The 23,544-nt window shown below is 65.8% G+C and carries 20 protein-coding genes; 7 read left to right on the plus strand and 13 right to left on the minus strand.

The window, feature by feature from the left end:
- Window positions 1-62: 62 nt before the first annotated feature.
- The 5 genes from AC3A4M_RS12795 to AC3A4M_RS12815 form a co-directional block, all read right to left on the minus strand.
- Window positions 63-1,553 (minus strand): alanine/glycine:cation symporter family protein, encoded by a 1,491-nt coding sequence (locus AC3A4M_RS12795; protein WP_498736094.1) that lies wholly within the window; start codon window positions 1,551-1,553, stop codon window positions 63-65.
- A 3-nt stretch (window positions 1,554-1,556) separates the two neighbouring features.
- Entirely contained in the window at window positions 1,557-2,450 is an 894-nt protein-coding gene (gene dapA / locus AC3A4M_RS12800; RefSeq protein WP_498736095.1) for a 4-hydroxy-tetrahydrodipicolinate synthase, read from the minus strand.
- A gap of 44 nt (window positions 2,451-2,494) precedes the next feature.
- Entirely contained in the window at window positions 2,495-3,880 is a 1,386-nt protein-coding gene (locus AC3A4M_RS12805; protein WP_498736096.1) for a protoporphyrinogen/coproporphyrinogen oxidase, read from the minus strand.
- Window positions 3,881-4,241: 361 nt separating this feature from the next.
- Window positions 4,242-4,970, minus strand: coding sequence for a PDC sensor domain-containing protein (locus AC3A4M_RS12810; RefSeq protein WP_498736097.1), 729 nt, complete (start codon window positions 4,968-4,970; stop codon window positions 4,242-4,244).
- A gap of 1 nt (window position 4,971) precedes the next feature.
- Complete coding sequence (locus AC3A4M_RS12815) at window positions 4,972-5,748, minus strand: FadR/GntR family transcriptional regulator (protein WP_498736098.1); 777 nt, start codon at window positions 5,746-5,748, stop codon at window positions 4,972-4,974.
- Window positions 5,749-5,988: 240 nt separating this feature from the next.
- On the opposite strand from AC3A4M_RS12815, the gene AC3A4M_RS12820 reads away from it, so the two are divergent.
- Window positions 5,989-7,113, plus strand: coding sequence for a YkvI family membrane protein (locus tag AC3A4M_RS12820; protein WP_498736099.1), 1,125 nt, complete (start codon window positions 5,989-5,991; stop codon window positions 7,111-7,113).
- Window positions 7,114-7,290: 177 nt separating this feature from the next.
- Here the strand turns inward: AC3A4M_RS12820 and AC3A4M_RS12825 are convergent, their stop codons facing one another.
- From AC3A4M_RS12825 to AC3A4M_RS12850, 6 genes are all read right to left on the minus strand, one after another.
- Window positions 7,291-10,179: a molybdopterin-dependent oxidoreductase gene (locus tag AC3A4M_RS12825; protein WP_498736100.1), complete on the minus strand. Its 2,889-nt coding sequence runs from the start codon at window positions 10,177-10,179 to the stop codon at window positions 7,291-7,293.
- 1 nt (window position 10,180) lies between these two features.
- Complete coding sequence (locus AC3A4M_RS12830; RefSeq protein WP_498736101.1) at window positions 10,181-11,053, minus strand: FAD binding domain-containing protein; 873 nt, start codon at window positions 11,051-11,053, stop codon at window positions 10,181-10,183.
- Window positions 11,054-11,078: 25 nt separating this feature from the next.
- Window positions 11,079-12,377, minus strand: a complete 1,299-nt coding sequence (locus AC3A4M_RS12835; protein WP_498736102.1) for an XdhC family protein — start codon at window positions 12,375-12,377, stop codon at window positions 11,079-11,081.
- A gap of 59 nt (window positions 12,378-12,436) precedes the next feature.
- The gene (locus AC3A4M_RS12840; protein ID WP_498736103.1) at window positions 12,437-13,960 is read right to left on the minus strand and encodes an NCS2 family permease; all 1,524 of its coding nucleotides are present in this window, start codon (window positions 13,958-13,960) and stop codon (window positions 12,437-12,439) included.
- 12 nt (window positions 13,961-13,972) lie between these two features.
- Window positions 13,973-14,467, minus strand: coding sequence for a nucleoside deaminase (locus AC3A4M_RS12845; protein WP_498736104.1), 495 nt, complete (start codon window positions 14,465-14,467; stop codon window positions 13,973-13,975).
- A 223-nt stretch (window positions 14,468-14,690) separates the two neighbouring features.
- Window positions 14,691-15,455, minus strand: coding sequence for an IclR family transcriptional regulator (locus AC3A4M_RS12850; protein WP_498736105.1), 765 nt, complete (start codon window positions 15,453-15,455; stop codon window positions 14,691-14,693).
- Between the two features lie 197 nt (window positions 15,456-15,652).
- On the opposite strand from AC3A4M_RS12850, the gene AC3A4M_RS12855 reads away from it, so the two are divergent.
- The 4 genes from AC3A4M_RS12855 to AC3A4M_RS12870 are packed head-to-tail and all read left to right on the plus strand — an operon-like array spanning window position 15,653 to window position 20,760.
- A complete protein-coding gene (locus AC3A4M_RS12855; protein WP_498736106.1) occupies window positions 15,653-17,038 on the plus strand; it encodes an NAD-dependent malic enzyme in 1,386 nt (461 codons plus the stop codon).
- A 14-nt stretch (window positions 17,039-17,052) separates the two neighbouring features.
- The gene (aceB, locus tag AC3A4M_RS12860; protein ID WP_498736107.1) at window positions 17,053-18,657 is read left to right on the plus strand and encodes a malate synthase A; all 1,605 of its coding nucleotides are present in this window, start codon (window positions 17,053-17,055) and stop codon (window positions 18,655-18,657) included.
- The gene (locus AC3A4M_RS12865) at window positions 18,657-19,946 is read left to right on the plus strand and encodes a DUF6986 family protein (protein ID WP_498736108.1); all 1,290 of its coding nucleotides are present in this window, start codon (window positions 18,657-18,659) and stop codon (window positions 19,944-19,946) included. The genes aceB and AC3A4M_RS12865 overlap by 1 nt, the downstream gene beginning before the upstream one ends.
- Window positions 19,939-20,760, plus strand: a complete 822-nt coding sequence (locus tag AC3A4M_RS12870; protein WP_074700539.1) for a bifunctional allantoicase/(S)-ureidoglycine aminohydrolase — start codon at window positions 19,939-19,941, stop codon at window positions 20,758-20,760. Before AC3A4M_RS12865 ends, AC3A4M_RS12870 begins: the two co-directional genes overlap by 8 nt.
- 77 nt (window positions 20,761-20,837) lie before the next feature.
- On the opposite strand, the gene AC3A4M_RS12875 is transcribed toward AC3A4M_RS12870, so the two are convergent.
- On the minus strand, window positions 20,838-21,065 hold the full coding sequence (locus AC3A4M_RS12875; RefSeq protein ID WP_498729761.1) for a helix-turn-helix domain-containing protein: 228 nt from the start codon (window positions 21,063-21,065) through the stop codon (window positions 20,838-20,840).
- Window positions 21,065-21,556, minus strand: a complete 492-nt coding sequence (locus tag AC3A4M_RS12880; RefSeq protein ID WP_498729760.1) for a DUF2975 domain-containing protein — start codon at window positions 21,554-21,556, stop codon at window positions 21,065-21,067. The genes AC3A4M_RS12875 and AC3A4M_RS12880 overlap by 1 nt, the downstream gene beginning before the upstream one ends.
- Window positions 21,557-21,753: 197 nt before the next feature.
- Here AC3A4M_RS12880 and AC3A4M_RS12885 point away from each other — a divergent pair, with 197 nt between their 5' ends.
- Entirely contained in the window at window positions 21,754-22,536 is a 783-nt protein-coding gene (locus AC3A4M_RS12885; RefSeq protein ID WP_498736109.1) for a hydroxypyruvate isomerase family protein, read from the plus strand.
- 64 nt (window positions 22,537-22,600) lie between these two features.
- Window positions 22,601-23,479 carry a 2-hydroxy-3-oxopropionate reductase gene (locus AC3A4M_RS12890; protein WP_498736110.1) on the plus strand — a complete coding sequence of 293 codons (879 nt, stop codon included), beginning with the start codon at window positions 22,601-22,603 and terminating at the stop codon, window positions 23,477-23,479.
- The last annotated feature ends 65 nt before the right edge of the window (window positions 23,480-23,544 follow it).

The raw sequence follows: 23,544 nt of genomic DNA on the forward strand, positions 1-23,544 counted from the left end.
CCCCGTGCGGGGAGGGAAGTTTTTTCGGGACCGCGGCAGCAGGGCGTGACTAGTCGGGTCTGCTACTTGAGGGTGGTTGACTTTGCGTTCTTGTGTTCCCAGAAATCGGCTCCTTCGATGCCCAGGGCCTTGGGATCGAAGGTGGGATCCAGTCCCTGCTTCCGCTGATTCTCGTAGTCGCGGTAAATCTTGCGCACGAGCGGGAACAGGAAGGCCAGGCAGATGAGATTGACCCACGCGATCAGGCCAAGGCCGATGTCGCCTGCAGCCCAGATCAGTTGGGCGTTCACCACGGATCCGACGAACACGATGGCCATGGTCCCGATCTTTAGGACCGTTTTCCACACATTTCCCTGTTTGCCGTCCAGCAGGTAAAGAAGGTTTGAGTTCGCCACGTAGAAGTAGGCCAGTAGGCACGTGAAACCGAAGAGGAGTACGGCGATGGCAACGAACCCGGCTCCCCACCCCGGAACCATCGTGTCGATGGCTTCCTGGACCCAGTTGGCGCCTGCAGGGACTCCCGGCAGATTGTTGACGAGATAGCCGTCGGAACCGTCTGAGACGTTGTACTTGCCGGAGACCACCATCATGAGCCCGGTAGCCATGCAGATCAGCAGCACATCGATGTAGATGCTGAAGGTCTGGACCAGACCCTGCTTTCCGGGGTGGGAGGTGCGCGCAGCAGCCGCCGCGAACGTGGCTTCACCAAGGCCGTTCGAGGAAGCGAAAACAGCCCGCCGTACGCCCCAGGCAACAGCAGCGCCGGCGATGCCGCCCAGGATCGGGTGGATACCCAGAGCCGACTGGAAGATCAGGACCACGGCCTCAGGAACGGCGGAGATGTTGATCGCGATGACCGCCAGTGCCAGGAGGAGGTAACCGACGGCGAGGACCGGAACGAGGGTCTGGGTGACCTTGACGATGCGCTTGGTGCCGCCGAAGATGACCAGGGCGATCAGGACAGTAACGATGATGGCCGGAACCCACTTCGGCACGTTGAACGCAAGTTCGGCACTGGACGCGATCGTGCTTACCTGGAATCCGGGGAAAACGAACCCGTATCCGATCACGCCCAGGACGGCGACTAGCGCTCCGACTTTCGGCAGCTTCAGGCCGTACTTGATGTAGTACGGCATGCCACCGATGTCCTCGTTGGCCTTGCGGCGGTCCTCGTCGAGAACCTGGCGTTTGAAGGCCTGGGACAGGGTCGCCTCGGCGTAGCCGACGGTGCACCCCACGAGACCCGTGACGGCCATCCAGACCAGAGCCCCGGGCCCGCCGGCGCCGACGGCCGTCGCAACACCGGCGATACTGCCGACACCGACCCGGCTAGCCAGTGCCAAGACCAGGGCTTGGAACGATGTCAGGCCGCCGCCTTCGCTGCCGTGCTGAGTCTCCCTGAGCTGCCGGAGCATGTCGGGGATCCTTCTGAACTGCACACCTTTGGTGGCGACCGAGTAGGCGATGCCGAGGCCGAGCACCACGTAGGCCATGGGGGCCCAGATCGCGTCGGAAATGGCGGACAGAAGTTCTGCGAAGTCGACGTTGCCCATCGCTTAGCCCACCGGCTGCTTGAGGGCGGACAGGGCATGCTCCACTCGTGCGAGGTCCTCGGTGTTGAGGCCGGCGGTGGGGCGCCGGGGCGAGCCGGCTGGCAGCCCCTGCAGGGCCAGTCCGGCCTTGACGGACGGGATGAACGGCACGGAGAGGAGCGCGTCGATGACCGGGTACACCGCATTCCACAGTTCACGGGCACCGGTGAGGTCGCCTTCGGCGATCCGGCGGCTGACGGTGACGATTTCTTCCGGCACGACGTTGGCTGCCCCGGCCATCACTCCGGCCGCGCCTTCGGCGAGGGCGCTGTAAATGTAGGCGTCCCAGCCGATGAAGGTGCCGATAACATCACTATGGTGGTGGATCAGCTGCAGTGCCTGTTCCCAGTTCGCGCTGGAGTCCTTGATGTAGCGGATGTTCTCCACGTCTTCAGCCAGCGAACGGACCGTGGCCGGGTCGAGGTTGACACCCGTGACGTCCGGGATGTTGTAGAGCATGACGGGAAGCTCAACCGACCCGGCGACGTCCTTGATGTAGGTGACGGTTTCGGCCACGGAGAGCGGCTCGTAGTACGGGGTGATGAGCATCAGCACGTCGGCGCCGGATTTCTCCGCTGCTTTCGAGAGGCGGATGGCTTCGGCTGTCGAGGCGGCCCCGGTCTGGGCGATGACGGGGACCCGCCCCTTGGTGTGCTCGATGACCGTGTCGATCAGTAGCAGCCGCTCCTCGGAGGACAAGGCACCGACTTCGCCGGTCGAGCCTGCCGCGACGACGCCGTCGACTCCCGCATTGATGGAGCGGTCGACAATCTGGCGCAGGGTCGCGACGTCGATGGTTTCGTCCTGGTTGAACGGGGTGGACAGGGCGGTGAGGACACCGGTGAGTTCCTTGGACATGAATGTTTCCTCTTTCTAAGTGTGGCGTGGTGTAACGATGGGGTTCAAGCGGCGATGGACACGCCGGAAGGCAGCTGTGCCTGGCGCTGCGTGGCCAGCAGGCTGGCGGCTTCCTGGGCTGCGGAGAACCCGGAGGTGATCGAGCTTTCGGTGTAGAGGGTTCCGAGGAAGTCGCCGGCCAGGAAGACCCGGTCCGTTCCCTGCATGAGCGTTGACTGGAGCTTGGCGCGGCCTGGGAAGCAATAGGGGGAAGCGACCTTCCACCGTTCGGTCTTGGCCTCGACGACGCTGTCGGCGAATCCGTGGCCGAGCACTTGGTCGAGATCGGTGAGGTGGGTCTGGATGACTTCTTCTTCGCTCTTCTCCAGCAGGGCGCGCCCGAGGCTGGCCGGGGAGAAAGTCATGAAGCTGCCGCCGGGTTTGCGTACGGACTCGGTTCCGCGGACGATGCTCGCCTGGTTCAGTGCGATCGCGAACGAGCGTTTCGGCGCCGCAATGGCGTAAATGTCGTCCCAGGGCCGGGCGGAGGTCTCGTCGGTCAGGAAGGCCGTACTGACGTGCGGACCGTACTTGATCTGGCTGAGCGCACCGCGCAGGTCCTCCGGGAGGTCCACCCCAATCTTGTGCGAGACATCGGCGGTGGTCGCGAGGACGACGGTGCGGGCCTCCACTTCCTTCTCGACGCCGCCCTGGCTGTACCGGACGAGGACGGAGTCTTTCTTGTGTACGACCTCCTGCACGGTGGCTCCGAGCTGGATGCGGTCGTGCAGGGAGGCCGCGATCGATTCGGTCAGGGTCGACGGGCCGCCGACGATACCCCGGTTGAGGCCCTGGCCGATTCCCAGTACCAGGCTGAAGTAGCCGATTCCGGCGCCGGCAGAGATCTCATTCATGTCACCGGCCGAGCGAGTGACGGTGGTCTTGAACAGTGCGGCTGCGTCTTCGGACAGGTTGCCGATGAAGTCGAGGAATGAATTCTCGTTCTCAAAGTCGTAGATGCGCTGCTGGCGCGTCGCACCGGATTCACCGGAGCGCTTCTTCACGACCCTGGTGTACTTGGCGACGCCGCTGACGACCTTCATGCCGGCCCGCAGCGTGTCGAAGCGGGATGAAAGGGACATTGGGATGCGGAACGGGTAGCTGGCGATGTGACCTTCGCGAATGAACTTGCCGTTCATTGACAAGGCCTGGAGGGATCCGGGGATCTGAACGGCTGTTACGCCGACTTCGTTGAGAAGGGCATCGGTCGACGATCCGGGCCCTGCGAAGACGTGCCCGCCCCAGTTCAACCAATAGGCGCCCCGGCGCTCCGAGCGGATCCGCCCGCCGACACGCTCGTCGGATTCCAGCAGGAGCGTGTCCCAGTGACGCAGGCGCCACCCGGCCGAAAGACCGGCGAGTCCGGCGCCGACGATGACTACATCTTTCATATGTGTGCACTTTCCATTTCAGGGGGATGTGGGGGTGCCAGGACCGTGAGCCGAGGCAACGGGTGGGGGAGGCGGAAGAGGCAAATGGCACAGATGCGCCCAACACTTCTCCCTTGGCTAGCAGAGGCGTCCATGACCTGCGAGCCGCGGGAACTGACCTCCGAAAGCGGTGTGCTCCCGCTCACAGTTAAAAGATACTACATTGTATGATTAATGCAATAGGCTTTTTCGCCCATGTCGGAGTAAGCCGAGAATCCCTTGTCAGGGCATGACAGAGTGTTTTGTAACTCAGGGGCAGGAAGAACCCTGCCCCGTCATGGAGGCGGGTCGGTAGAAGGCAGGGGCCGCGGGGCGGGGTGGACTACTTCCGGAGGCTGATGAGCTTCCAGGGCAGGCGTGTCGGATTCTCCGGGGAGACGTCTATGGAATCCTCCACGCGACTCAGGTCTTCTTCCAGCAGCAGGATGCCGGTGGCGATGCGTGCGTCATTGGACGCGATGACCCGGCCCTTGGGACCGAGTAGAACCACCGAAGGCTCACGCAACTGCAGTGCCCGGAGGAAGACGCGTTCAAGGTTCGCCAAGGTGAGGTCGCCGCCAAGGATATGCGTGCCTTGCGGTGTCGCGGCGGGGACACAGAGCGTGATGATGTTGGTGTTGATACCGCCAAGATCCACGTAGGGTCCCACGGCTACCGGTCTGCCGCTGGCAGAGGGGAGGGTGAACCATTCCCGGCGAATGTAATCGTAATAATTCAGTGAGTCGGGGTTGAGGTCGTGCGTAACGAACCGCATGTCCCCTGAGGAGGCGGAAGGGTGCGCCCGCCACCATTCCAGCCAGTGCGGTGCCTCGGGGAGGCTCTGCGGAGCGTAGGCAATGCCGCCACCGACAATCAGGCCGGAGTGCCGCTTGATGAAATCGGCCAGGTCCTGCTTCAAAAACGCGAACGCGCTGCGCCGGGGGACGCCGGAAGCATTGGCAGCTGCGGCGGAAACGGATGCGGCGATCTTTTCAAGGTCCTCGAAGACGGCGTTGATGCCGGCGGCAAGGGTCCCGGCCGTCCGCTCAAGAGTTTCTCTTACGGGTTCCACGTCACGTACCTTGCTCGGGCAGCATGGTCAGGTCCATATGCCGCTCTATCAGATATTCCGTCTGGCTTCGGCTGTGGAGCTCGGCAGCGGCTGCCGCGGCGTCGCCGTCCTTGGCCCGGATGGCGTCCACGATGGCCTCATGCTCTTTCGCCATTGCGTCTTGGTTGCCGGTCCGGTCCGGATGGGCCCACCAGAGGGTCATCAGCTCGGCTTCCAGCTGGAGCGCGGCCGAGGTCAGTCGGCTCGACTGGGCTGCGATGCTGACCGCCACGTGAAAACGGCTGTCCATGCGGCGCCGGGCCCGCTCGTCCACGGTGTCACGGTGATGGCGCACCAGGTCCTCGAGATGTTCGACGTTCTGGGGATCCGCGCGGCTGGCGGCGAGGCGGGCAGACATCGAGGCGATGGCGGCGCCCAGGTCACCGAGGTCCCGGAGGGCTTCGGTGCTTGTTTCGCGCAGCTTGTGCTGCAGCTGCGTGTCCGTCAGTTCGATCTGGCGGCGGATGACGCTGCCGCCGCTGCGTCCACGGCTGGTCTCGATGAGCCCTTTGGTGCGGAGGGCTGTCAGAGCCTGCCGCAGCGTAATGGGTGAAATGCCGAGCTCGGCAGCCAGTACCGACTCCGTCGGGAGCCGGTCTCCTTCAGCGAGGATGCCCATCAGGATCGCGGTTTCGATCTGGTACGAGACCTGATCCGCACGGCCCAGGCCCTCGGGTTCGCTGCCTCGCAGCAGGAGCAGCAGGTCCAAGGCAGAGGTGGAAATCACCGTGCTCTGCATTCGCGCCCTCCCAACCCTCCGGCCAGCAAACACGGCCCGGAGCCATGCATTCCTATTACCTTCAATCTTTGCATATTACGCAATTGCTAAGGACGCATTCTGGAGCCATAAAACCCGGAGGAACCGGGGGAAGCGCTCAGTTTGTGTGAATGCCTCTTCCCGGAGAGTGTTGACTGGGTCACAATTCCTGCCATATCGTTCGGTGGGCACTGATATATCACCACTCCGCAGGAAGTAGATATGGCACAAACATCCCCCACACAAGCGCATCTGGCCACAGTCGAGAAGACAAGCCTTCCACGCGTCCTCACGTACGCGGGTGCAATCGTCGCGTTCCTCATCGGCTCCGGATTCGCTACCGGCCAGGAAATCCTCCAGTACTTCACCTCTTACGGATACTGGGGCGTCTTCGGCACAGGAATCCTGGTCCTGATCCTGATGACGTATGTGGCGATCGAGTTCTTCACTGTCGGCCAGGCAAAGAAGTTGGAGCGGCCGTCGCTGATTTTCCACTACTACTGCGGCAAGCATCTCGGAACGTTCTTCGATTTCTTCTCGATCCTCTTCGTGTTCCTGAGCTTCACAGTGATGGTTGCCGGCTCCGGCGCCGTCTTCGAAGAGCACTACGGCGTGTCGAAGTACATCGGCGGCATCGGGTTGGCCGTAGCGGTCGGCATCAGCGTGTGGTTCGGTTTGAAGAGCCTGGTTGACGTCATCGGCAAGATCGGCCCCCTGATCGTCGTTATCGCGATCGCACTAGGCATCGTAGGGATTGTCCAGAATCCGGCCGGGATCGCCGAGGGCAACACACTGCTGCCCGGGCTGGAGCTGACCCAGGCTTCGACGAACTGGTTCATGTCCGGGCTGTCCTACGTGGGCTTCTGCATGCTGTGGCTGGCAGCCTTCCTCACCGCGCTGGGCAAAACGGCGCGCAGCCGCAGGGAAGCCGCCTCGGGCGGTCTGGTCGGGGCGATTGCCTTTTCGGTGGCCTGCATCATCGTCGGCCTGGGCCTGCTCGCAAACATCACGCGGGTCGGCGGCACCGAGATCCCCATGCTCGTTCTGGCCAGCGACGTGGGCCCGCTGCTCGCCTCCGGGATCTCGGTGATGATCCTTGCCGGCATCTACACGACGGCGGTCCCGTTGCTGTGGACCGTCTCGTCACGCTTCTTCGCCGACAAGACGCCCCGCTTCAAGTACCTGACCATCGCTCTCGCGGCAGCCGGAACCGTGATCGGCCTCCTCCTGCCGTTCTCCCAGATGGTTAATCTCGTGTACGTGATCAACGGTTACGTCGGCATCCTGCTGCTTGTTCTAATGCTGGTCAAGACCGGTACGCGGATGGTCAAGCGCCAGCCGCTCTGACAGTGGCACCGCACGAAGTCATAGCATGGTGATGATCTGACCGGTTGAGCTACTCGACGAAACGTGCACAGCCAATGTGCGGTCCGAGGAAGGCCCGGAACAGCCATGGTTCCGGGCCTTCCTGCTGTCCTTACTGCGAGGGCATGAAATTTCCTGGCAAGCCCAGCGAAGGATCTTTTACCATGCCAGCATCAGATCCGCGCCGACGGCGGGTACGTGGCCTGCGTCCTTCAGTGCCAGGTAAATGCGGTCCCGTGCCAACGGCAGCGAGGTGAAGCGGATTCCTGTTGCCGCCCGGAGGGCGTTGGCCAGGGCTGGCGCTACCGGGTTGAAGGGGCTTTCGCTCATGGACTTGGCGCCGAGCGGGCCGAGTTCGTCGGAGGTGCGGGCAAAGTACACTTCGCTGCGCGGCACGTCCGCGAAGGTGGGGATATGGTACTGGCGCAGGATATCGGTGGTGACCGCGCCGCCGTCGTCAATCCGGACCTCTTCGTAGAGCGCGGCTCCCAGCGCCTGCGCGATTCCGCCTTCGATCTGACCGCGGCATTGGCGGGGATTGACGACGACGCCGGCGTCCGCGGCCTGCACGCTCTGCAGGATGGCCAGCTCGCCGGTCGCGGAGTTCACGGCCACGCGGAAACCCTGCACGTTGAACGCGACCGACCGCGGGGTGCCGCCCCAGCGGCCCTCGGCCTGCAGCGACATGGAACGTTCCGCGGCGGCTTCGGCCAGCTGCGCGAACGTCAGCAGCTGCCCGGCGCAGTCCACGCCGGCCGCAACCGGCACGCACTCCTCGGCCGGTAGACCGCTCAGCTCGGCGGCGAAGGAACGCAGCAGTCCGGCGAGTTCCTGTGCCGCGGCCAGCGTCGCCTTGCCCGCCACCACCGTGCCCGTGGAACCGAAGGCACCCGAATCGTGCTCCGTCAGCAGTGTGTCCGACTGGCGCACCCGCACCACGGCCGGGGAGGCACCGAGGGCCTGCGCGGCGAGCTGGGCGTGCACCGTGGTGGTGCCGTTGCCGAATTCCGCCGTGCCCACATCCAGCCGGTAGCCGTCCGCCGTCAGGGCGATGATGCTGTGCGCGTAGTGTCCGCGCGGGGGCACCGTGTCGATCATCGACAGCGCAGTGCCCTCGCCAACGAGCCACTCCGGTCCCAGGTCTTCGCCGCCGGCGCCGCGCTCGCGGCCCCGGTCCAGCGCGCCGCGGACCAGGTCCACGCACTGGTCCAGCCCGTAGCTGCCGTAGAGCACGTCCGCTTCCGGTTCGCTGTGCAGGGAGAGCATGTCGTCGCCGTGGCGGATCATGTTGCGCCGCTTGAATTCCAGCGGGTCCACGCCCAGCTGGACGGCGAGCTCGTCCAGCGCGGATTCCACCGCGAAGATCATCTGGCTCAGCCCGTAGCCACGGAACGCGCCCGAGGGCAGAGTGTTGGTATAGACGGTGCGTGCGTCCACCTTCTTCGCATCGCAGCGGTAGACGGCGATCGACTCGCCGCAGCCGTGGAACATCACGCCGGGGGCATGGTTCCCGTAGGCACCGGTGTTGACCGTGGCGTCCAGCGCCAGCGCGGTAAGCGTGCCGTCCCGGCGCGCGCCGGCCCTGACGCGGATGGTGAACGGGTGCCGGGTGGTGGTGGCGGTGAACTGCTCGATCCGGGTCAGTTCCAGCTGCACCGGCCGGCCCAGCTTCAGTGCGGCCAGGGCCACGATGTCCTCGGTGAGCACCTCCTGCTTGCCGCCGAAGCCGCCGCCCACCCGGCCGGCCACCACGCGGACCTTCTCCTGCGACAGCGCGAACACCCGGGCGAGCGTGCGCCTGACCAGGAACGGGACCTGTGTGGAGGAGCGCACGGCCAGGCTGCCGTCGGCCTCGGTCCAGGCGATGGCGCTGTGCGTCTCCAGCGCCACATGCTGCACGCGCTGCGTCACGTACGTCTCTTCATGCACGACGTCGGCGCTGTCCAGTGCCGCGGCAACGTCGCCGATTTCGGTGTGCACCTCGGCGACGATGTTCCGCTCCGGGACGGCAATGCGGGAATCCGCCAGCTTGTCTGCGTGCAGCAGCGGCGCGCCGGGCGCCATCGCAGCCTCGGGTTCGAAGACCGCTGGCAACACGTAGTAGTCGACTTCCAGGGCACGCACGCCGGCTTCGGCCGCGGCGACAGTTTCGGCCACTACCGCGGCCACCCGCTGGCCCTTAAAGCGGACGACGTCGTCGAGCACGCGCGTGTCGTCCGGGTCGTCCGTGTACAGCTCGTGCTGCGCCGTGGAGAACAACTGGGCAGGCGCGTCCTCGTGGGTGAAGACGGCGACGACGCCGGGAACGGCCAGGGCGGCGCGGGTATCGACCGCCCGGATGCGGGCATGGGCATGCGGCGAACGGGCCAGCTTCAGGTGCAGCAGACCGGGGACCTCGTCGGCGGGAACGTCGAGTGTGTAGCGGGCGGTGCCGGTGACGACGAGGGGAGCTGCCGGGGCGGGGGTGTCCGCGCCGACCGCTGCCGGTGCAGGTGTGGACGACGTGCCGGCGGGCGCGGAAGCGGTGCGGGTCTGTACCGAGGTACCCGTGGGTGGGGAAACCTCCGGGGCGTCCAACGCGCAGCTTTCCGACGGCGGATGGGAGCAGCCGCCGCCGTCGTTGCCCAGCACGGCGTCTTCGATGGCGCGGTAGCCGGTGCAGCGGCAGAGGTTGCCCTTCAGATTGCGCGGCAGGTTCTGCTTCTGTTCGTCGCTGAACGTTGCCGCGGTCATGATCATGCCGGCAGTACAGAAGCCGCACTGGAAGCCCTGGGCCTTGAGGAACTGCTCCTGCATCGGGTGCAGGTCTGCCCCGGCCACGTCCGGCAGCCCTTCGATGGTGATGATCGAGCGTCCCTCGGCGCGCACGGCGGGATAGATGCAGCTGTGCACCGGGACGCCGTCGACGTGCACGGTGCAGGCGCCGCAGTCCCCGCCGTCGCATCCCTTTTTCACGCCCTGCATGCCTTCTTCGCGCAGGAAGGTGCGTAGGCACTGGCCCGGCCGCGGGCTGTTGGCATGCGTTTCCCCATTGATGTCCATTGCCATGTCAGGCACTCCTTCCCATGAGCAGCTCGGCGCGGATTTCTTCGGCCAGCCGGTAGGTCATATCCCGGCGCCACTGGGGCAGGCCGTGGATGTCGTCGTGGTAAAGCTCTGGAGCGATGGCCGCATCAAGAGCGGCCTCAAGGTCCTCCGGATCCGGGTGGCTGGCGGCGTCGAAGCGCAGTTGCACCGGCCGCTTGGTGGACGCGGTGACGGTCAGCACCAGGGTTTCGTCGGGATCCAGCCGGCCGATCAGCAGAACGCCGGAGCGGCCCAGATTGCTCAGCGAGAGCCGGCGGAAGGCGGTTCTGGCGGACAGTGCGCTCGCCGGCAGCTGGATGCTGCGCAGCAGTTCGCCGGGCAGCAGCGCGTTGGCCGCATCGCCCGTGACCAGTTCGGCGACCGGCATCCGGCGGTGGGTGCCGTGCGGGCCGAGGATCGTGGCGGTCCCGTCCAGTCCTGCGCACAGCGAGGTCATCGGTCCGGCCGGCAGCGAGGTGCAGATGTTGCCGCCCACGGTGGACATGTTCCAGATCTTGAAGGAAGCCACGAAGGAATCGCAGCAGGGCCGCACCAGCTCCAGCGCCGGCCACTTGTCCGCCAGCCTGGCGGCGCCGTCGGTTCCGATTGTGCCGGCGTGGACCCGTGAGTCCGGCAGTTCGTAGAGGGTGGCGATGAGGCAGGTGGCAGCCAGTTCGATTCCGTCGTCGTTGACAGTGACCGGCTCCCAGCCGGCCGAGCCGAGGTCCAGCAGGCGGCGCAAGGTGGAGGTGCCGTAGGAAAAAAGAACGGTTCCGCCGGCGAGCCAGGCATCTCCTTCGCGCCAGTCACCGGGATCCGTGGTGGGGACCACGGCCTCGATTGTGTTCATGTCCATGGAGGACTCCTATATAGACGTAACGTTATGGTCTGCCGCTGAGCGCCAGGGAGACGCTGTGCGCGGCAGAATTGATGGTTTCGGGAACGCGTGTGTGCGCGGTTCCGCGGGGGTGGATGGGCGCGCTGGTGTGGACAGGACCGCTGCCGGGAACCGGCACGTCGCTGTGGATCGGCCCGTTGCGCCGGGACAGCGGGAGTCCCGTGGCGGCCGGGTTGCGCGAGGCGATGATGTGGGCCGTGATGGACACCGCCACCTCGGCGGGCGTGACGGCCTGCAGGTCCAGGCCGATCGGCGAATGCAGCCGGGCCAGTGCTTGCGGTGCCACGCCCTCGGCCAGCAGGTCCCGCACCCGCTGGGCATGGCTGCGCTGCGAGCCCATCGCGCCCAGGTAGGCCAGGTCCAGCTCCAGTGCCGTGCGCAGCAGCGGGATGTCGAACTTGGGATCGTGCGTGAGGACGCAGACCACGGTCCGGGCATCGATGCGGCCGGCATCGGCCTCGCCGGCAAGGTACCGGTGCGGCCAGCCGCAGACCACTTCGTCTGCCGTCGCCCGGAAGCGCCGCTGCTGGGTAAAAGCGGGCCGGGCATCGCACAACGTCACCCGGTAGCCGAGCAGTTTCGCGGCCGGCAACAGGGCCTCGCTGAAATTGTTGGCGCCGAAGACCAGCAGCCGCGGTGGCGGCAGCCGGGTCTCCACCAGCAACGCCGGCGGTTCGTCTCCGCAGTCCGCTTCCGACGGCGACAGCCGCAGCAACCCGCTGACCCCTTGCCGGAGCAATCCCGCGAGCTGCACCCCCGCGGACCGGGCCACGGCGGCGGAGCCGGTCAGGGACTCCAGCCCGTCCGCATGGTCCCCGGGCAGGAAATGCTGCGGATCGGTCACGAGCACCGCACCGCTGCCGCCGGCATCGATCCGCCGCACCACGGCCAGCGGCTCCAGAGGCCCGAACGCCGCCAGCCGGGGGAGCACGGCACCCAGCCGCGCCCCGCCGTCGTCGTTAGTTGTTGCTTTTACCGGCTGGAGGTGGACGTCCAGCTCGCCGCCGCAGGTCAATCCGACGGCGAACGCGTCCTCGGGGCTGTAGCCGAAGTGCTCCGTCCGCGGCCGCTGGTCCGCGATGGCGTCCAGCGCAGCAGCGACAACGGCGCCCTCCACGCAGCCGCCCGAGAGCGAGCCGAGCACGCTGCCGCTGCCGGAGACCAGCATGGAGGTGCCGACCGGGCAGGGAACGGAACCGCTGGCGGCAATGACGGTGGCCACGGCGTAGTTTCCCCCGGCTGCCTCCAGCCAGGCGCCGAGCTCCGTACCGAGATTCAGCATGGGTGTTGTCCTTTCATCCCGCGGCCGGTGCCGGAGCTTGCCGGCACCGGCCGCAGCGGTTATCCGCCGAGCAGGTCGCTGATCGGGCCGCGGGCGAAATACACCAGGAATCCGGCCGCCACCAGCCACATCAGCGGATGGATCTTCTTTGCGCGCCCGCTGGCCGAGTTGACCAGGACCCAGACGATGAAGCCCACGCCGATGCCGTTCGCAATCGAGTAGGTCAGCGGCATGGTGATCATGGTCAGGAAGGCGGGCATGCCCACGGAGAACTTCTTGAAGTTGATCTCGCGGATCTGCGCGCTCATCAACGTACCGACGACGACGAGGGCGGAGGCCGCCACCTCGATCGGCACCACGCTGGTGAGCGGCGTCAGGAACATGGCGCCGAGGAAGAGCACGCCGGTGACCACCGAGGCCAGCCCGGTGCGGGCGCCCTCGCCGATGCCGGCGGCGGAATCGACGTAGACCGTGTTGGAGGAACCGGAGGTGGCGCCGCCGGCGACTGCACCGATGCCCTCAACGATGAACGCCGACTTCAGCCGCGGGAAGGTGCCGTCCTTGTGCGCCAGCCCGGCGCTCTTGGCCAGTCCGGTCATGGTGCCCATGGCGTCGAAGAAGTTGGTGAAGACCAGTGTGAAGACCAGCATGGTGGCTGCCAGCGCGCCGATCCGGGCGAAGGAGCCGAAGATATCGAACTCTCCCACCAGGGTCAGGTCCGGTACCGCGAAGATCTGGCCGGCGAGCACCGGAGTGTTCAGATGCCAGCCGCCTGGGTTAGTGTCGGACGCCGGCCCCAGCTGCAGGGTGGCTTCGAGGACCGCGGCCAGAACCGTGGTGGCGACGATGCCGATCAGGATGCCGCCCTGGACCTTGCGGGCCACGAGGATGCCGATTATCAGCAGCCCGGCCACGAAGACCAGTGTGGGCACCGAGGTGATGGAGCCGTTGTTGCCCAGCTGGACGGGCGGACCGCCCTCCGTAGCGCGGACAAAGCCGGAGTCCACAAAGCCGATGAAGGTGATGAACAGGCCGATGCCCACGGTGATGGCGGCCTTCAGATCCTTCGGGATGGCCCGGAAGATCGCGGTCCGGGCGCCGGTCATGCCGAAGATGACAATCAGGACGCCGTTGATCACCACCAAGCCCATAGCTTCGGGCCAGGTCACGTCCTGGATGACGGCGACGGCGAGGAAGGAGTTGATGCCGAGCCCGGCGGCGAGGCCGAAGGGCAAGTTGGCGATCAGGCCGAAAAGGATGGTCATCACGCCGGCGGTCAGGCCGGTGACGGCGCCGACCTGCGCGGCCGGCAGCCAGTTCCCGGCCACGTCCACCGGAGCGGAATCGGCGCCGAAGCCGCCGAGGATCAGGGGGTTGAGGATCACGATGTAGGCCATCGTGAAGAAGGTGACCAGTCCGCCGCGGAATTCGCGCCCCAGGCTGGAGCCGCGCGCGGTGATCTGGAAGTAGCGGTCGATGAGTCCGCGGGGTTGCAGGCCGGCCGGGGGAGTGCCCGGTGTGCCGGGAGCGCCCTGCTGGGCATTGTCGGTACGGGTTCGCGTACGGGGCTGGATTATGGCCATGACGGCACCGCCTCAGTAATCGATCCGGGTCGCCAGACTGTTCCATATATTGAAGGGTGCGAGATGCCCTGTGTCCCCTGGTTCGCCGGTCTCGCGGACCACGGGCATCAGCCGGCGCTCAACCGGGGTGTCGAAGTAGTCGTAGAAGACCGCGTCATCAAACCCGGCGCGGGCGGCATCGTGGCGGTCCGCGGCAAACACCACGCGGTCGATCCGCGCCCAGAGCGAGGAGGCCAGGCACATCGGGCAGGGCTCGCAGCTGGAGTAGAGCACGGCTCCGCTCAGATCGAACGTGCCCAGGCCCTGGCAGGCGGTGCGGATGGCCGTGACTTCGGCGTGCGCGGTGGGATCGTTGTTCGCGGTGACGCGGTTGACGCCCTCGAAAATCTGCCCGTCCGCGGCAACCACGATGGCGCCGAAGGGCCCGCCGGCATTGCGGACATTGTTGGAGGCGATTTCGACGGCCTTGGCCAGATATTGGCTGGTGGAGATGGTGGTGGTATTCATGGTGGCGACTCCCTGTGATCGGGAAGCAGGCCACGGCATGGCACCAGACGGCGCGGGCGGCGACCTCAGCTTCGACGATTGCTGTTTAGGTTAGTAGCGCCCGGTAGATAGCTCCCGTGGATGGGAACCCGCCTTTGGCAATCAAAACTCTAACAGCTGCAAGTGACTGAGGCCACACCTTTTGTGGAATTTCTTTTTTGGGATGTGAAAAAGTGCTGGGGGCTTAGCTCGCTGCGGCTGCGTTCAGCTGCGCCGAGATCTGCTCCGCGGCACTCTGCAGGAGGGGCACCGCCCGCTTGGCAAAGGCCTCATCAACACGCGAAACAGGTCCCGAAACGGAGATGGCCATGGGGGTGGGGGCATCCGGTACGGCCATCGCGAAGCAGCGCACGCCGATTTCCTGCTCCTGCTCATCAATGGAGTAACCGCGCTCGCGGATGTTCTTCAGCTCCAGCATGAGGTCGGAGATATTGCCAATGCTCATCTCCGTGGGTGTCGGCATCCCGGCGCGGGTCACAATGTCGCGGACGGTGTCGTCTTCCAGTTGGGCGAGAATGGCCTTACCGACGCCGGTGTCGTGCGTATGGGCGCGGCGGCCGACTTCGGTGAACATGCGCATGGAGTGCGGGGACGGAACCTGGGCGATGTAGACCACCATCTCGGAGTCCAGTACTGCCATGTTCGCCGATTCGCCCAGAGTCTCGACCAGGTTCTTGAGGTGCGGACGCGCCAGCGAACCAAGCTGCTTGTTGGCTACTTCGCCCAAGCGGATCAGCCGCGGGCCCAGTGAGTACCGCCGGTTGGCGAGCTGTCGGACGTAGCCCAGCGAAACCAGGGTGCGCAGCAGCCGGTGGATGGTGGGCAGGGGCAGTGAGGTGAACGACGACAGTTCACTCAGGGTGACCTCTCCGCCGGCATTGGTAATGAGCTCGAGCAGCTCGAAAGCCCTCTCGACTGACTGGACGCCTCCGCCAGCTTTCTCTGCCATGGGAACTCACTCTCACCTTGCTTGAAAATATCCACTTCGTGGAACTGCTCTCTCAAACATACCGCAAACCGCGTATTAATTTCCGCCTGTCGAAAGAAAATGTTGCAGGGGTGGTTGTATTTCCACTTCTTAGATAATAATATCCATAATACGGAAACTACTTAGGCCGGTTCGGCCCCAGAAACAGAGGAGAATCAATGGCGACTCCCAGCCCCGGGTACTCGATAACCCTGCGTGTGGAAACCCCCGCAAGCTTCACCGCTACCAGCGAACTCGCAGCCGCTGTTGCAGCCGCCGGTGCCGCCATCACGGCGCTTGACGTGACCGAGAGCCACCACGACAGCATGGTCGTGGACATCAGCTGCAACACCGTTGACGCCGCCCACGGCGAGCGGGTCAGCGCTGCGCTGGACGAGCTCGACGGCGTGCAGGTCCGCAAGGTCAGCGACCGCACCTTCCTCATGCATCTCGGCGGCAAGCTGGAGGTTGTCCCCAAGGTTCCCCTGCGCAACCGCGACGATCTGTCCCGCGCCTATACCCCCGGCGTCGCACGTGTCTGTATGGCCATCGCCGAGAACCCCGACGACGCCCGCCGCCTCACAGTGAAGCGCAATACGATCGCCGTGGTCACGGACGGTTCCGCCGTACTGGGTCTGGGCAACATCGGCCCCGCCGCCGCGCTGCCGGTGATGGAGGGCAAGGCCGCACTGTTCAAGCAGTTCGCCGACGTCGACGCCTGGCCGGTCTGCCTGGACACCCAGGACACCGAGGAGATCATCAAGATCGTCAAGGCCCTGGCGCCCGTCTACGGCGGCGTGAACCTGGAAGACATCGCCGCTCCGCGCTGTTTCGAGATCGAACAGCGTCTGCGCGATGAACTCGACATTCCGGTCTTCCACGACGACCAGCACGGTACCGCCATCGTGACGCTGGCTGCCCTGCAGAACGCGCTGAAGGTAGTCCACAAGAAGATCGAGGACGTGAAGATTGTGGTGGCCGGCGTCGGTGCCGCGGGCAACGCGATCATCCAGCTCCTGAAGGCGCAGGGCGCCCTGAACATCATTGCCTGCGGCCGCAACGGTGCCATCAGCCGCACCGAGACCTACACCGATGCGCACCGGACCTGGCTGGCCGAGAACACCAACCCGGACAACTACACCGGAACCTTGCACGATGCCGTGGCCGGCGCCGACGTCTTCATCGGCGTCAGCGGACCGAACGTGCTGGGCGAGGAACAGGTGGCCACAATGGCCGACGACGCCATCATTTTCGCCATGGCCAATCCCGATCCCGAAGTGGATCCGGCGATCGCCGCGAAGTACGCCGCCGTCGTCGCTACCGGACGCAGTGATTTCCCCAACCAGATCAACAACGTGCTGGCTTTCCCCGGGTTCTTCCGCGGGCTGCTCGACGCCGGCGTCGCGGACATTACGCCCGAGATGCTGGTCGCCGCGGCCCACGCCATTGCGGACCGCGTGTCCGCCGAAGAGCTGAACGCCAGCTTCATCATTCCCAGTGTTTTCGACCCCCACGTGGCATCCGACGTCGCCGCAGCTGTAGCGTCCGCCGCAGCGGCCAAGTAAAGGAAGGCAACATCATGACTCTCACCGTGACCAACAATGCGCCAGTACCCGGAGCCGAAAGGATCCTGACGGCCGAAGCCCTGGGGTTCGTGGAAAAGCTGCACCAGAAGTTCGCCGCCACGCGCGACGGCCTGCTGGCGGACCGCGTGACCAACCGGCAGAAGGCCGCGGCCTCGGGCGGGCTGGACTTCCTGCCCGAAACCAAGCACGTCCGCGAGGGCGACTGGAAGGTTGCACCGGCACCGGAAAAGCTACAGGACCGCCGGGTGGAAATGACCGGACCGGCATCCCCGGCGAAGATGGCCATCAACGCGCTGAACTCCGGCGCCAAGGTCTGGCTGGCCGACCTGGAAGACGCCTCCACCCCCACCTGGCCCAACGTCATCGACGCGCTGGCTAACCTGACCGCCGCCGCACGCGGTGAGCTCTCATTCACCTCGCCTGAAGGCAAGGAGTACCGGCTGCGCACCGACGCTCCGCTGGCCACCGTGGTCATGCGACCGCGCGGCTGGCACCTGCCGGAAAAGAACATCCAGGTCGACGGCCAGCCTGCCGTCGGCGCGCTGGTGGATTTCGGCCTGCACTTCTTCCACAACGCCCAGTACCTCCTTGAGCGCGGCGACGGTCCCTTCTACTACCTGCCGAAGACCGAGAGCTACCTCGAGGCCCGGCTCTGGAACGACATCTTCTCCTTCGCCGAGGCCGAGCTGGGCCTGCCGCAGGGTTCGGTCCGTGCCACGGTGCTGATCGAAACCATTCCGGCCGCGTTCCAGATGGACGAGATCCTGTACGAACTGCGCGAGCACGCCTCCGGCCTGAACGCCGGACGCTGGGACTACCTGTTCAGCATCATCAAGTACTTCCGCGAGGCCGGCGAAAGCTTCGTCATGCCGGACCGCGCCTCCGTGGCGATGACCGCGCCCTTCATGCGCGCCTACACCGAGCTGCTGGTCAAGACCTGCCACCGCCGCGGCGCCTTCGCCATGGGCGGCATGGCCGCTGTCATCCCGAACCGCAAGGAACCCGAAGTCACCGAACAGGCCTTCGCCAAGGTCCGGGCCGACAAGACCCGCGAAGCGAACGACGGATTCGACGGTTCCTGGGTGGCCCACCCGGACCTGGTCCCGGTCTGCCGCGAGATCTTCGACTCGGTGCTGGGAGAGAAGCCCAACCAGGTTGACCGCCTCCGCGACGAGGTCGAGGTCACCGCGGCCCAGCTGCTGGACGTGTCCTCCGCCCAGGGCGAGGTCACCGAGGCCGGCCTGCGCCTGAACCTCTACGTGGCCGTCGCCTACACCGCCGTCTGGATCTCCGGCAACGGCGCCGTCGCCATCCACAACCTGATGGAGGACGCCGCCACTGCGGAGATTTCCCGCACCCAGGTCTGGCAGCAGCTGCACAACAAGGTCACGCTGGCCGACACCGGCAACACCGTGACGCGCGAACTGGTGGAGCGCATCCTCACCGAGGAGACCGAGAAACTGCGCGGTGAAATTAACGACGCTGACAAGTTCGCCAAGTACTACGAGCCGGCCAGCAAGCTGATCGCGGACCTGACCATCGGCGAAGGCGATTTCGTGGAGTTCCTTACGCTTCCGGCCTACGAGCTGGTTTCCTGATGGCGGCCAAGCTCGCCCTCTCCGGCGCCGTTACCGCCAGGATCGACGCGGACCTGGCCGCCACCGACGAGTTGCTGTCCGCCGCCTACCCGGGCGAGGGCAGCGGCCGCCAGCCGGTCCACACGGTCTACGTCCCGGCCGACTCCTTCGCCCTGGACCTGGCCGCGCGCTGGGGCGGCGACGCGCTCGCCGCGGTGAAGGAACACGGCGGCCTGGAGCAGCTGGCCACCTCCCTCGGCCTGGGGGAGAGTGCCCAGCTGGCCGAACTGGTCCGCCGCAAGCTCGAAAGCGAGCCCATCGAGGACCTGCGGCTGGACTTCGAGGACGGCTACGGCAACCGCCAGGACGAGGAAGAGGACGCCGACGCGCTGAAGGCTGGTGCACTCGTGGCGCAGGCCGTCGCCGCCGGCACCGCGCCGCCGTTCATCGGCATCCGGTTCAAGTGCTTCGAAGAGCCCACCCGCGCCCGCGGCCTGCGCACGCTGGACCGGTTCATCGGTGCCCTCGTGGAGGAATCCGGGGAGAGCGGCCTGCCGGAGGGCCTGGTGCTGACGCTGCCCAAGGTCAGCACGGTGGCCCAGGTGCAGGCCATGGTCTTCGCCTGCGAGCAGCTGGAGCAGGCGCACAACCTGCCCGCGGGACGGCTGCGCTTCGAGGTGCAAATGGAAACCCCGCAGCTGATCCTCGCCGCGGACGGCACGGTACCGGTGGCGCAGCTGATCCACGCCGGCGCCGGCCGGGTCAGCTCGCTGCACTACGGCACCTACGACTACAGCGCGTCGCTGGGCATCGCGGCCGCCTACCAGTCCATGGAGCACCCCGCCGCGGACTACGCCAAGGCCGTCATGCAGGTGGCCGTGGCCGGCACCGGCGTGCACCTCTCGGACGGGTCAACCAACATCCTGCCGCTCGGCGACGCGGAGAACGTGGCCAAGGCCTGGGCGCTGCACGCACGCCTGGTCCGCCGGCACCTGGAACGCGGCATCTACCAAGGCTGGGACTTACACTCGGCCCAGCTGCCCACCCGCTTCCTGGCCACCTACGCTTTTTACCGGGACGGCTTCGAGGCCGCCGCGGTGCGGCTGAAGAACTATGTCCACGGCATCGACAGCGCCATCATGGATGAACCGGCAACGGCACGCGCCCTAGCCCGCTTCCTCCACCGTGGACTGGTCTGCGGCGCCGTCGAAAGCAACGAGTTCGAGCGGCTGGCCGAGGTGTCCGTCGCCCAGCTCGAAGCCATCGCCCATCCCCAATCCGCTTCCACCAGCGAGGAAACCCATGACTAAGCAGAACACGCAGTACTTCGCCAACCCGGCCGGCCACCCGCCGCAGACGGACCTGCTGACCGACCGCGCCATCGTCACCGAGGCCTACACGGTGATCCCGCGCGGCGTCATGCGCGACATCGTCACCAGCGTGCTGCCCGACTGGGAGGACACCCGCGTCTGGATCCTCAACCGCCCGGTCGCCGGCGGTGCCACCACCTTCGCCCAGTACCTGATGGAGGTTGCCCCGGGCGGCGGTTCGGCCAAGCCCGAGGCCCAGAGCACGGTGGAGGGCTTCATCTTCGTGGTCGACGGCGAACTCAGCGTCACCATCGAGGGCGAGAACCGCGTCCTGGCCCCCGGCGGCTTTGCCTACGCGCCGGCCGGTTCCCAGTGGCAGGTGAAGAACGACGGCGGTGCTGCCGCCAAGTTCCACTGGATCCGCAAGGCCTACCAGGCCCTGGAGGGCTACACCGCGAAGCCGGTGTTCGGCAACGAGCAGGACCTGGAGCCGAACCCGATGCCGGGCACGGACAACAAGTGGCGCACCACCCGGATGCTGCCGGTGGATGACCTGGCGTACGACATGCACATCAACATCGTCACGTTCGAGCCGGGCGCCTCCATCCCGTTCGCCGAAACGCATGTCATGGAGCACGGCCTGTACGTGCTCGAAGGCAAGGCGGTCTACCGGCTGAACGAGGACTGGGTCGAGGTGCAGGAGGGTGACTACATGTCGCTGCGCGCGTTCTGCCCGCAGGCCTGCTACGCCGGCGGTCCGTCCAACTTCCGCTACCTGCTGTACAAGGACGTGAACCGCCAGATCGTCCTCTGACAATCACAACCGGCCGCTGCGGCCGGACAAGACTGCTCCGCCCCCGTTTGAGAGTCCGGGGGCGGAGCTATTTTGCTTTAATTCGGGGATTCCTCGGGCTCGCCGGGTTCCCAGCGGAGCAGATCGCCGGGCTGGCACTCCAGTACCTCGCAGAGGGCGGCGAGCGTGGTGAAGCGCACCGCCTTGGCACGGCCGTTCTTGAGCACAGCGAGGTTGGCGGGGGTGATGCCGACGCGTTCCGCGAGCACGCCCACGGGCATCTTGCGCTTGGCCAGCATCACGTCGATGTCGACGATGATGGCCATCAAATCACCTCGTCCAGCTCGGTCCGCAGGTGCTTGGCTTCAACGTCGCGGGCGACAGCCTGCGCCAGGAGCTTCCGGAGCACGAGGACGATCAGCGCCATCCCGGCGATCAGCAGGGACGCCCCGCAGATCAACAGGACGATGCCGGGAGCAATACCGCCAGGTGCCAGCAGCACGGCAAGCCCGAACATGAGGACCGACGCCGCCGCCACCGCGCCGAAGATGGTGTCCACGTACCGGAAGGCGCGGTGGGAGAAGACCGTTCCCCGCCGCACCATCGTCAGCAGCTTCCAGACGCAGACCATGGTGACCTGCACGGTGACGATGCCCAGCACCACGATCACGAGGAACAGGATGCGCATTGCGGTGGGCGCGCCGGCCTCCGCCAGATCAGTGGAAATCAGCGGCACCATCCACACCTGGATGAACAGCGAACCGGCGAGCAGCAGGGTGAGCACCAGGCGCAACGCCAGGACCGTTAGCTTTCCCAATGAAATCTCCTTATGTCGAATAACAAGGCAAATCTATCGATAAACAGTAGAACAAGCAAGCGCGCAGTTGTTTGGTGGAAAAGAGTTTCCGTTTTATGGAAAAGAAGCTTGACAGTGCTCGCGGTCACTCGTTACGCTTTTCATAGAGCAAAAGTAAACTTCCACAATCTGGAATAAGCGAATCCCGAGGAATACAAATGTCTTACACCGTGAACTGCTCCATCCTCTTCACCGAACTGCCCCTGCTGGAACGCCCCGCGGCCGCCGTCGCCGCCGGCTTCGACAGCGTGGAGTTCTGGTGGCCGTTCGCCGAGTCCGTTCCCGGTGACGCCGACGTCGCGGCGTTCGAACGCGCGATCAACGACGCCGGCGTCCAGCTCACCGGGCTCAACTTCAACGCCGGCGACATGCCGGGCGGGGACCGCGGCCTGGTGTCCTGGAAGGGGCGCGACGCCGAATTCCGGGACAACATCGCCGTCGTCGCCGGTATCGGTGAGCGCCTGGGCTGCAAGGCCTTCAACGCGCTCTACGGCAACCGCCTGGACGAGCACACCCCGGAGGCGCAGGATGAGGTGGCGCTGGCCAACCTCGTCGCCGCGGCCGAGGGCGTCGCCGCGATCGGCGGGACCGTCCTGCTCGAGCCCGTTTCCGGCGCGGAGCGCTACCCGCTGAAGACCGCGCAGGACGCACTCGATGTGATCGGCAAGGTCCACGCAGAGGGCCCGCAGAACATCAAGCTCCTCGCCGATTTCTACCACCTGGCCGTCAACGGCGACGACGTGGCGGCAGTCATCGAAAACCATGCCAAGGACTTTGGCCACATCCAGATCGCGGACAACCCCGGCCGCGGCGCCCCCGGAACCGGCGAACTGCCGCTCGGCGAATGGATCTCCCGCAGCCGCCAGCTCGGCTACCAGGGCCCCATCGGACTCGAGTACAAGGCGCCGGCCGAGCAGGCCTTCGGCTGGCTCATCCGCTAACCGCCGCCTGACCGACTCTCACCACAGACTCTTACCGACCAGCACGAAGCAAAGGACTTTCATCATGACCAACGTTGCAGTTATCGGACTCGGCATCATGGGCCTGCCCATGGCCATCAACCTCGTCAAGGCCGGCCACAGCGTTACCGGCTTCAACCGCAGCCAGGACAAGATCGACAAGCTCGCAGCCGAAGGCGGCACAGGTGCCAACAGCATCTCCGACGCAGTGAAGGACGCCGACGTCGTTATCACCATGGTGCCGGATTCGCCGGACGTTGAAGCCGTGGTCACCGGCGAGGAAGGCGTCTTCGCCAACGCCAAGCAGGGCGCACTCTGGATCGACGCCAGCAGCATCCGCCCCGACGTCGCCGTCCGCCTCGCCGAAGAGGCCCGCGCCGCAGGCATCCGTCCTCTGGACGCCCCGGTTTCCGGCGGCGAGCAGGGCGCCATCGACGGCGTGCTCTCCATCATGGTCGGCGGCGAGGCGGCCGACTTCGAAGCCGCGCAGGATGTTTTCGACGCCGTGGGCAAGACGATTGTGCACGTGGGTCCCTCCGGTTCCGGCCAGACGGTCAAGGCTGCCAACCAGCTGATTGTCGCCGTGAACATTGAAGTCCTCGGCGAGGCCATCGCCTTCCTCGAGGCCTACGGGGTGGACACCGACGCCGCGCTCAAGGTGCTCGGCGGCGGTTTGGCCGGCTCGAAGGTGCTGGAGCAGAAAGGCCAGAAGATGCTGGACCGCAACTTCGACCCGGGCTTCCGGCTCGCCCTGCACCACAAGGACCTGGGCATCGTCACCTCCGCCGCCCGCGAAGCCAACGTGGCCATCCCGCTTGGCGCCGCTGTTGCACAGCTGGTCGCCGCCACCGTCAACCAGGGCGACGGCGGACTGGACCACTCGGGCCTGTTCAAGCAGGTCCTGCAGCTCTCCGGCCGGAAGTAAAAGCACCCCGGCGGCAGGCCGGAACCGCACCCAAGCTAAGCAGCCGGCGTCGTAATTTGGCGACG

The sequence above is a fragment of the Arthrobacter sp. Soil_C_60 genome (genome assembly GCF_057656375.1).

Coding starts and splice junctions, on each gene's coding strand:
- AC3A4M_RS12795 (WP_498736094.1), bottom strand. CDS start 1,553: ATGGGCAACGTCGACTTCGCAGAACTTCTGTCCGCCATTTCCGACGCG.
- dapA (WP_498736095.1), bottom strand. CDS start 2,450: ATGTCCAAGGAACTCACCGGTGTCCTCACCGCCCTGTCCACCCCGTTC.
- AC3A4M_RS12805 (WP_498736096.1), bottom strand. CDS start 3,880: ATGAAAGATGTAGTCATCGTCGGCGCCGGACTCGCCGGTCTTTCGGCC.
- AC3A4M_RS12815 (WP_498736098.1), bottom strand. CDS start 5,748: ATGCAGAGCACGGTGATTTCCACCTCTGCCTTGGACCTGCTGCTCCTG.
- AC3A4M_RS12820 (WP_498736099.1), top strand. CDS start 5,989: ATGGCACAAACATCCCCCACACAAGCGCATCTGGCCACAGTCGAGAAG.
- AC3A4M_RS12825 (WP_498736100.1), bottom strand. CDS start 10,179: ATGGCAATGGACATCAATGGGGAAACGCATGCCAACAGCCCGCGGCCG.
- AC3A4M_RS12830 (WP_498736101.1), bottom strand. CDS start 11,053: ATGGACATGAACACAATCGAGGCCGTGGTCCCCACCACGGATCCCGGT.
- AC3A4M_RS12835 (WP_498736102.1), bottom strand. CDS start 12,377: ATGCTGAATCTCGGTACGGAGCTCGGCGCCTGGCTGGAGGCAGCCGGG.
- AC3A4M_RS12840 (WP_498736103.1), bottom strand. CDS start 13,960: ATGGCCATAATCCAGCCCCGTACGCGAACCCGTACCGACAATGCCCAG.
- AC3A4M_RS12845 (WP_498736104.1), bottom strand. CDS start 14,467: ATGAATACCACCACCATCTCCACCAGCCAATATCTGGCCAAGGCCGTC.
- AC3A4M_RS12850 (WP_498736105.1), bottom strand. CDS start 15,455: ATGGCAGAGAAAGCTGGCGGAGGCGTCCAGTCAGTCGAGAGGGCTTTC.
- AC3A4M_RS12855 (WP_498736106.1), top strand. CDS start 15,653: ATGGCGACTCCCAGCCCCGGGTACTCGATAACCCTGCGTGTGGAAACC.
- aceB (WP_498736107.1), top strand. CDS start 17,053: ATGACTCTCACCGTGACCAACAATGCGCCAGTACCCGGAGCCGAAAGG.
- AC3A4M_RS12865 (WP_498736108.1), top strand. CDS start 18,657: ATGGCGGCCAAGCTCGCCCTCTCCGGCGCCGTTACCGCCAGGATCGAC.
- AC3A4M_RS12870 (WP_074700539.1), top strand. CDS start 19,939: ATGACTAAGCAGAACACGCAGTACTTCGCCAACCCGGCCGGCCACCCG.
- AC3A4M_RS12875 (WP_498729761.1), bottom strand. CDS start 21,065: ATGGCCATCATCGTCGACATCGACGTGATGCTGGCCAAGCGCAAGATG.
- AC3A4M_RS12885 (WP_498736109.1), top strand. CDS start 21,754: ATGTCTTACACCGTGAACTGCTCCATCCTCTTCACCGAACTGCCCCTG.
- AC3A4M_RS12890 (WP_498736110.1), top strand. CDS start 22,601: ATGACCAACGTTGCAGTTATCGGACTCGGCATCATGGGCCTGCCCATG.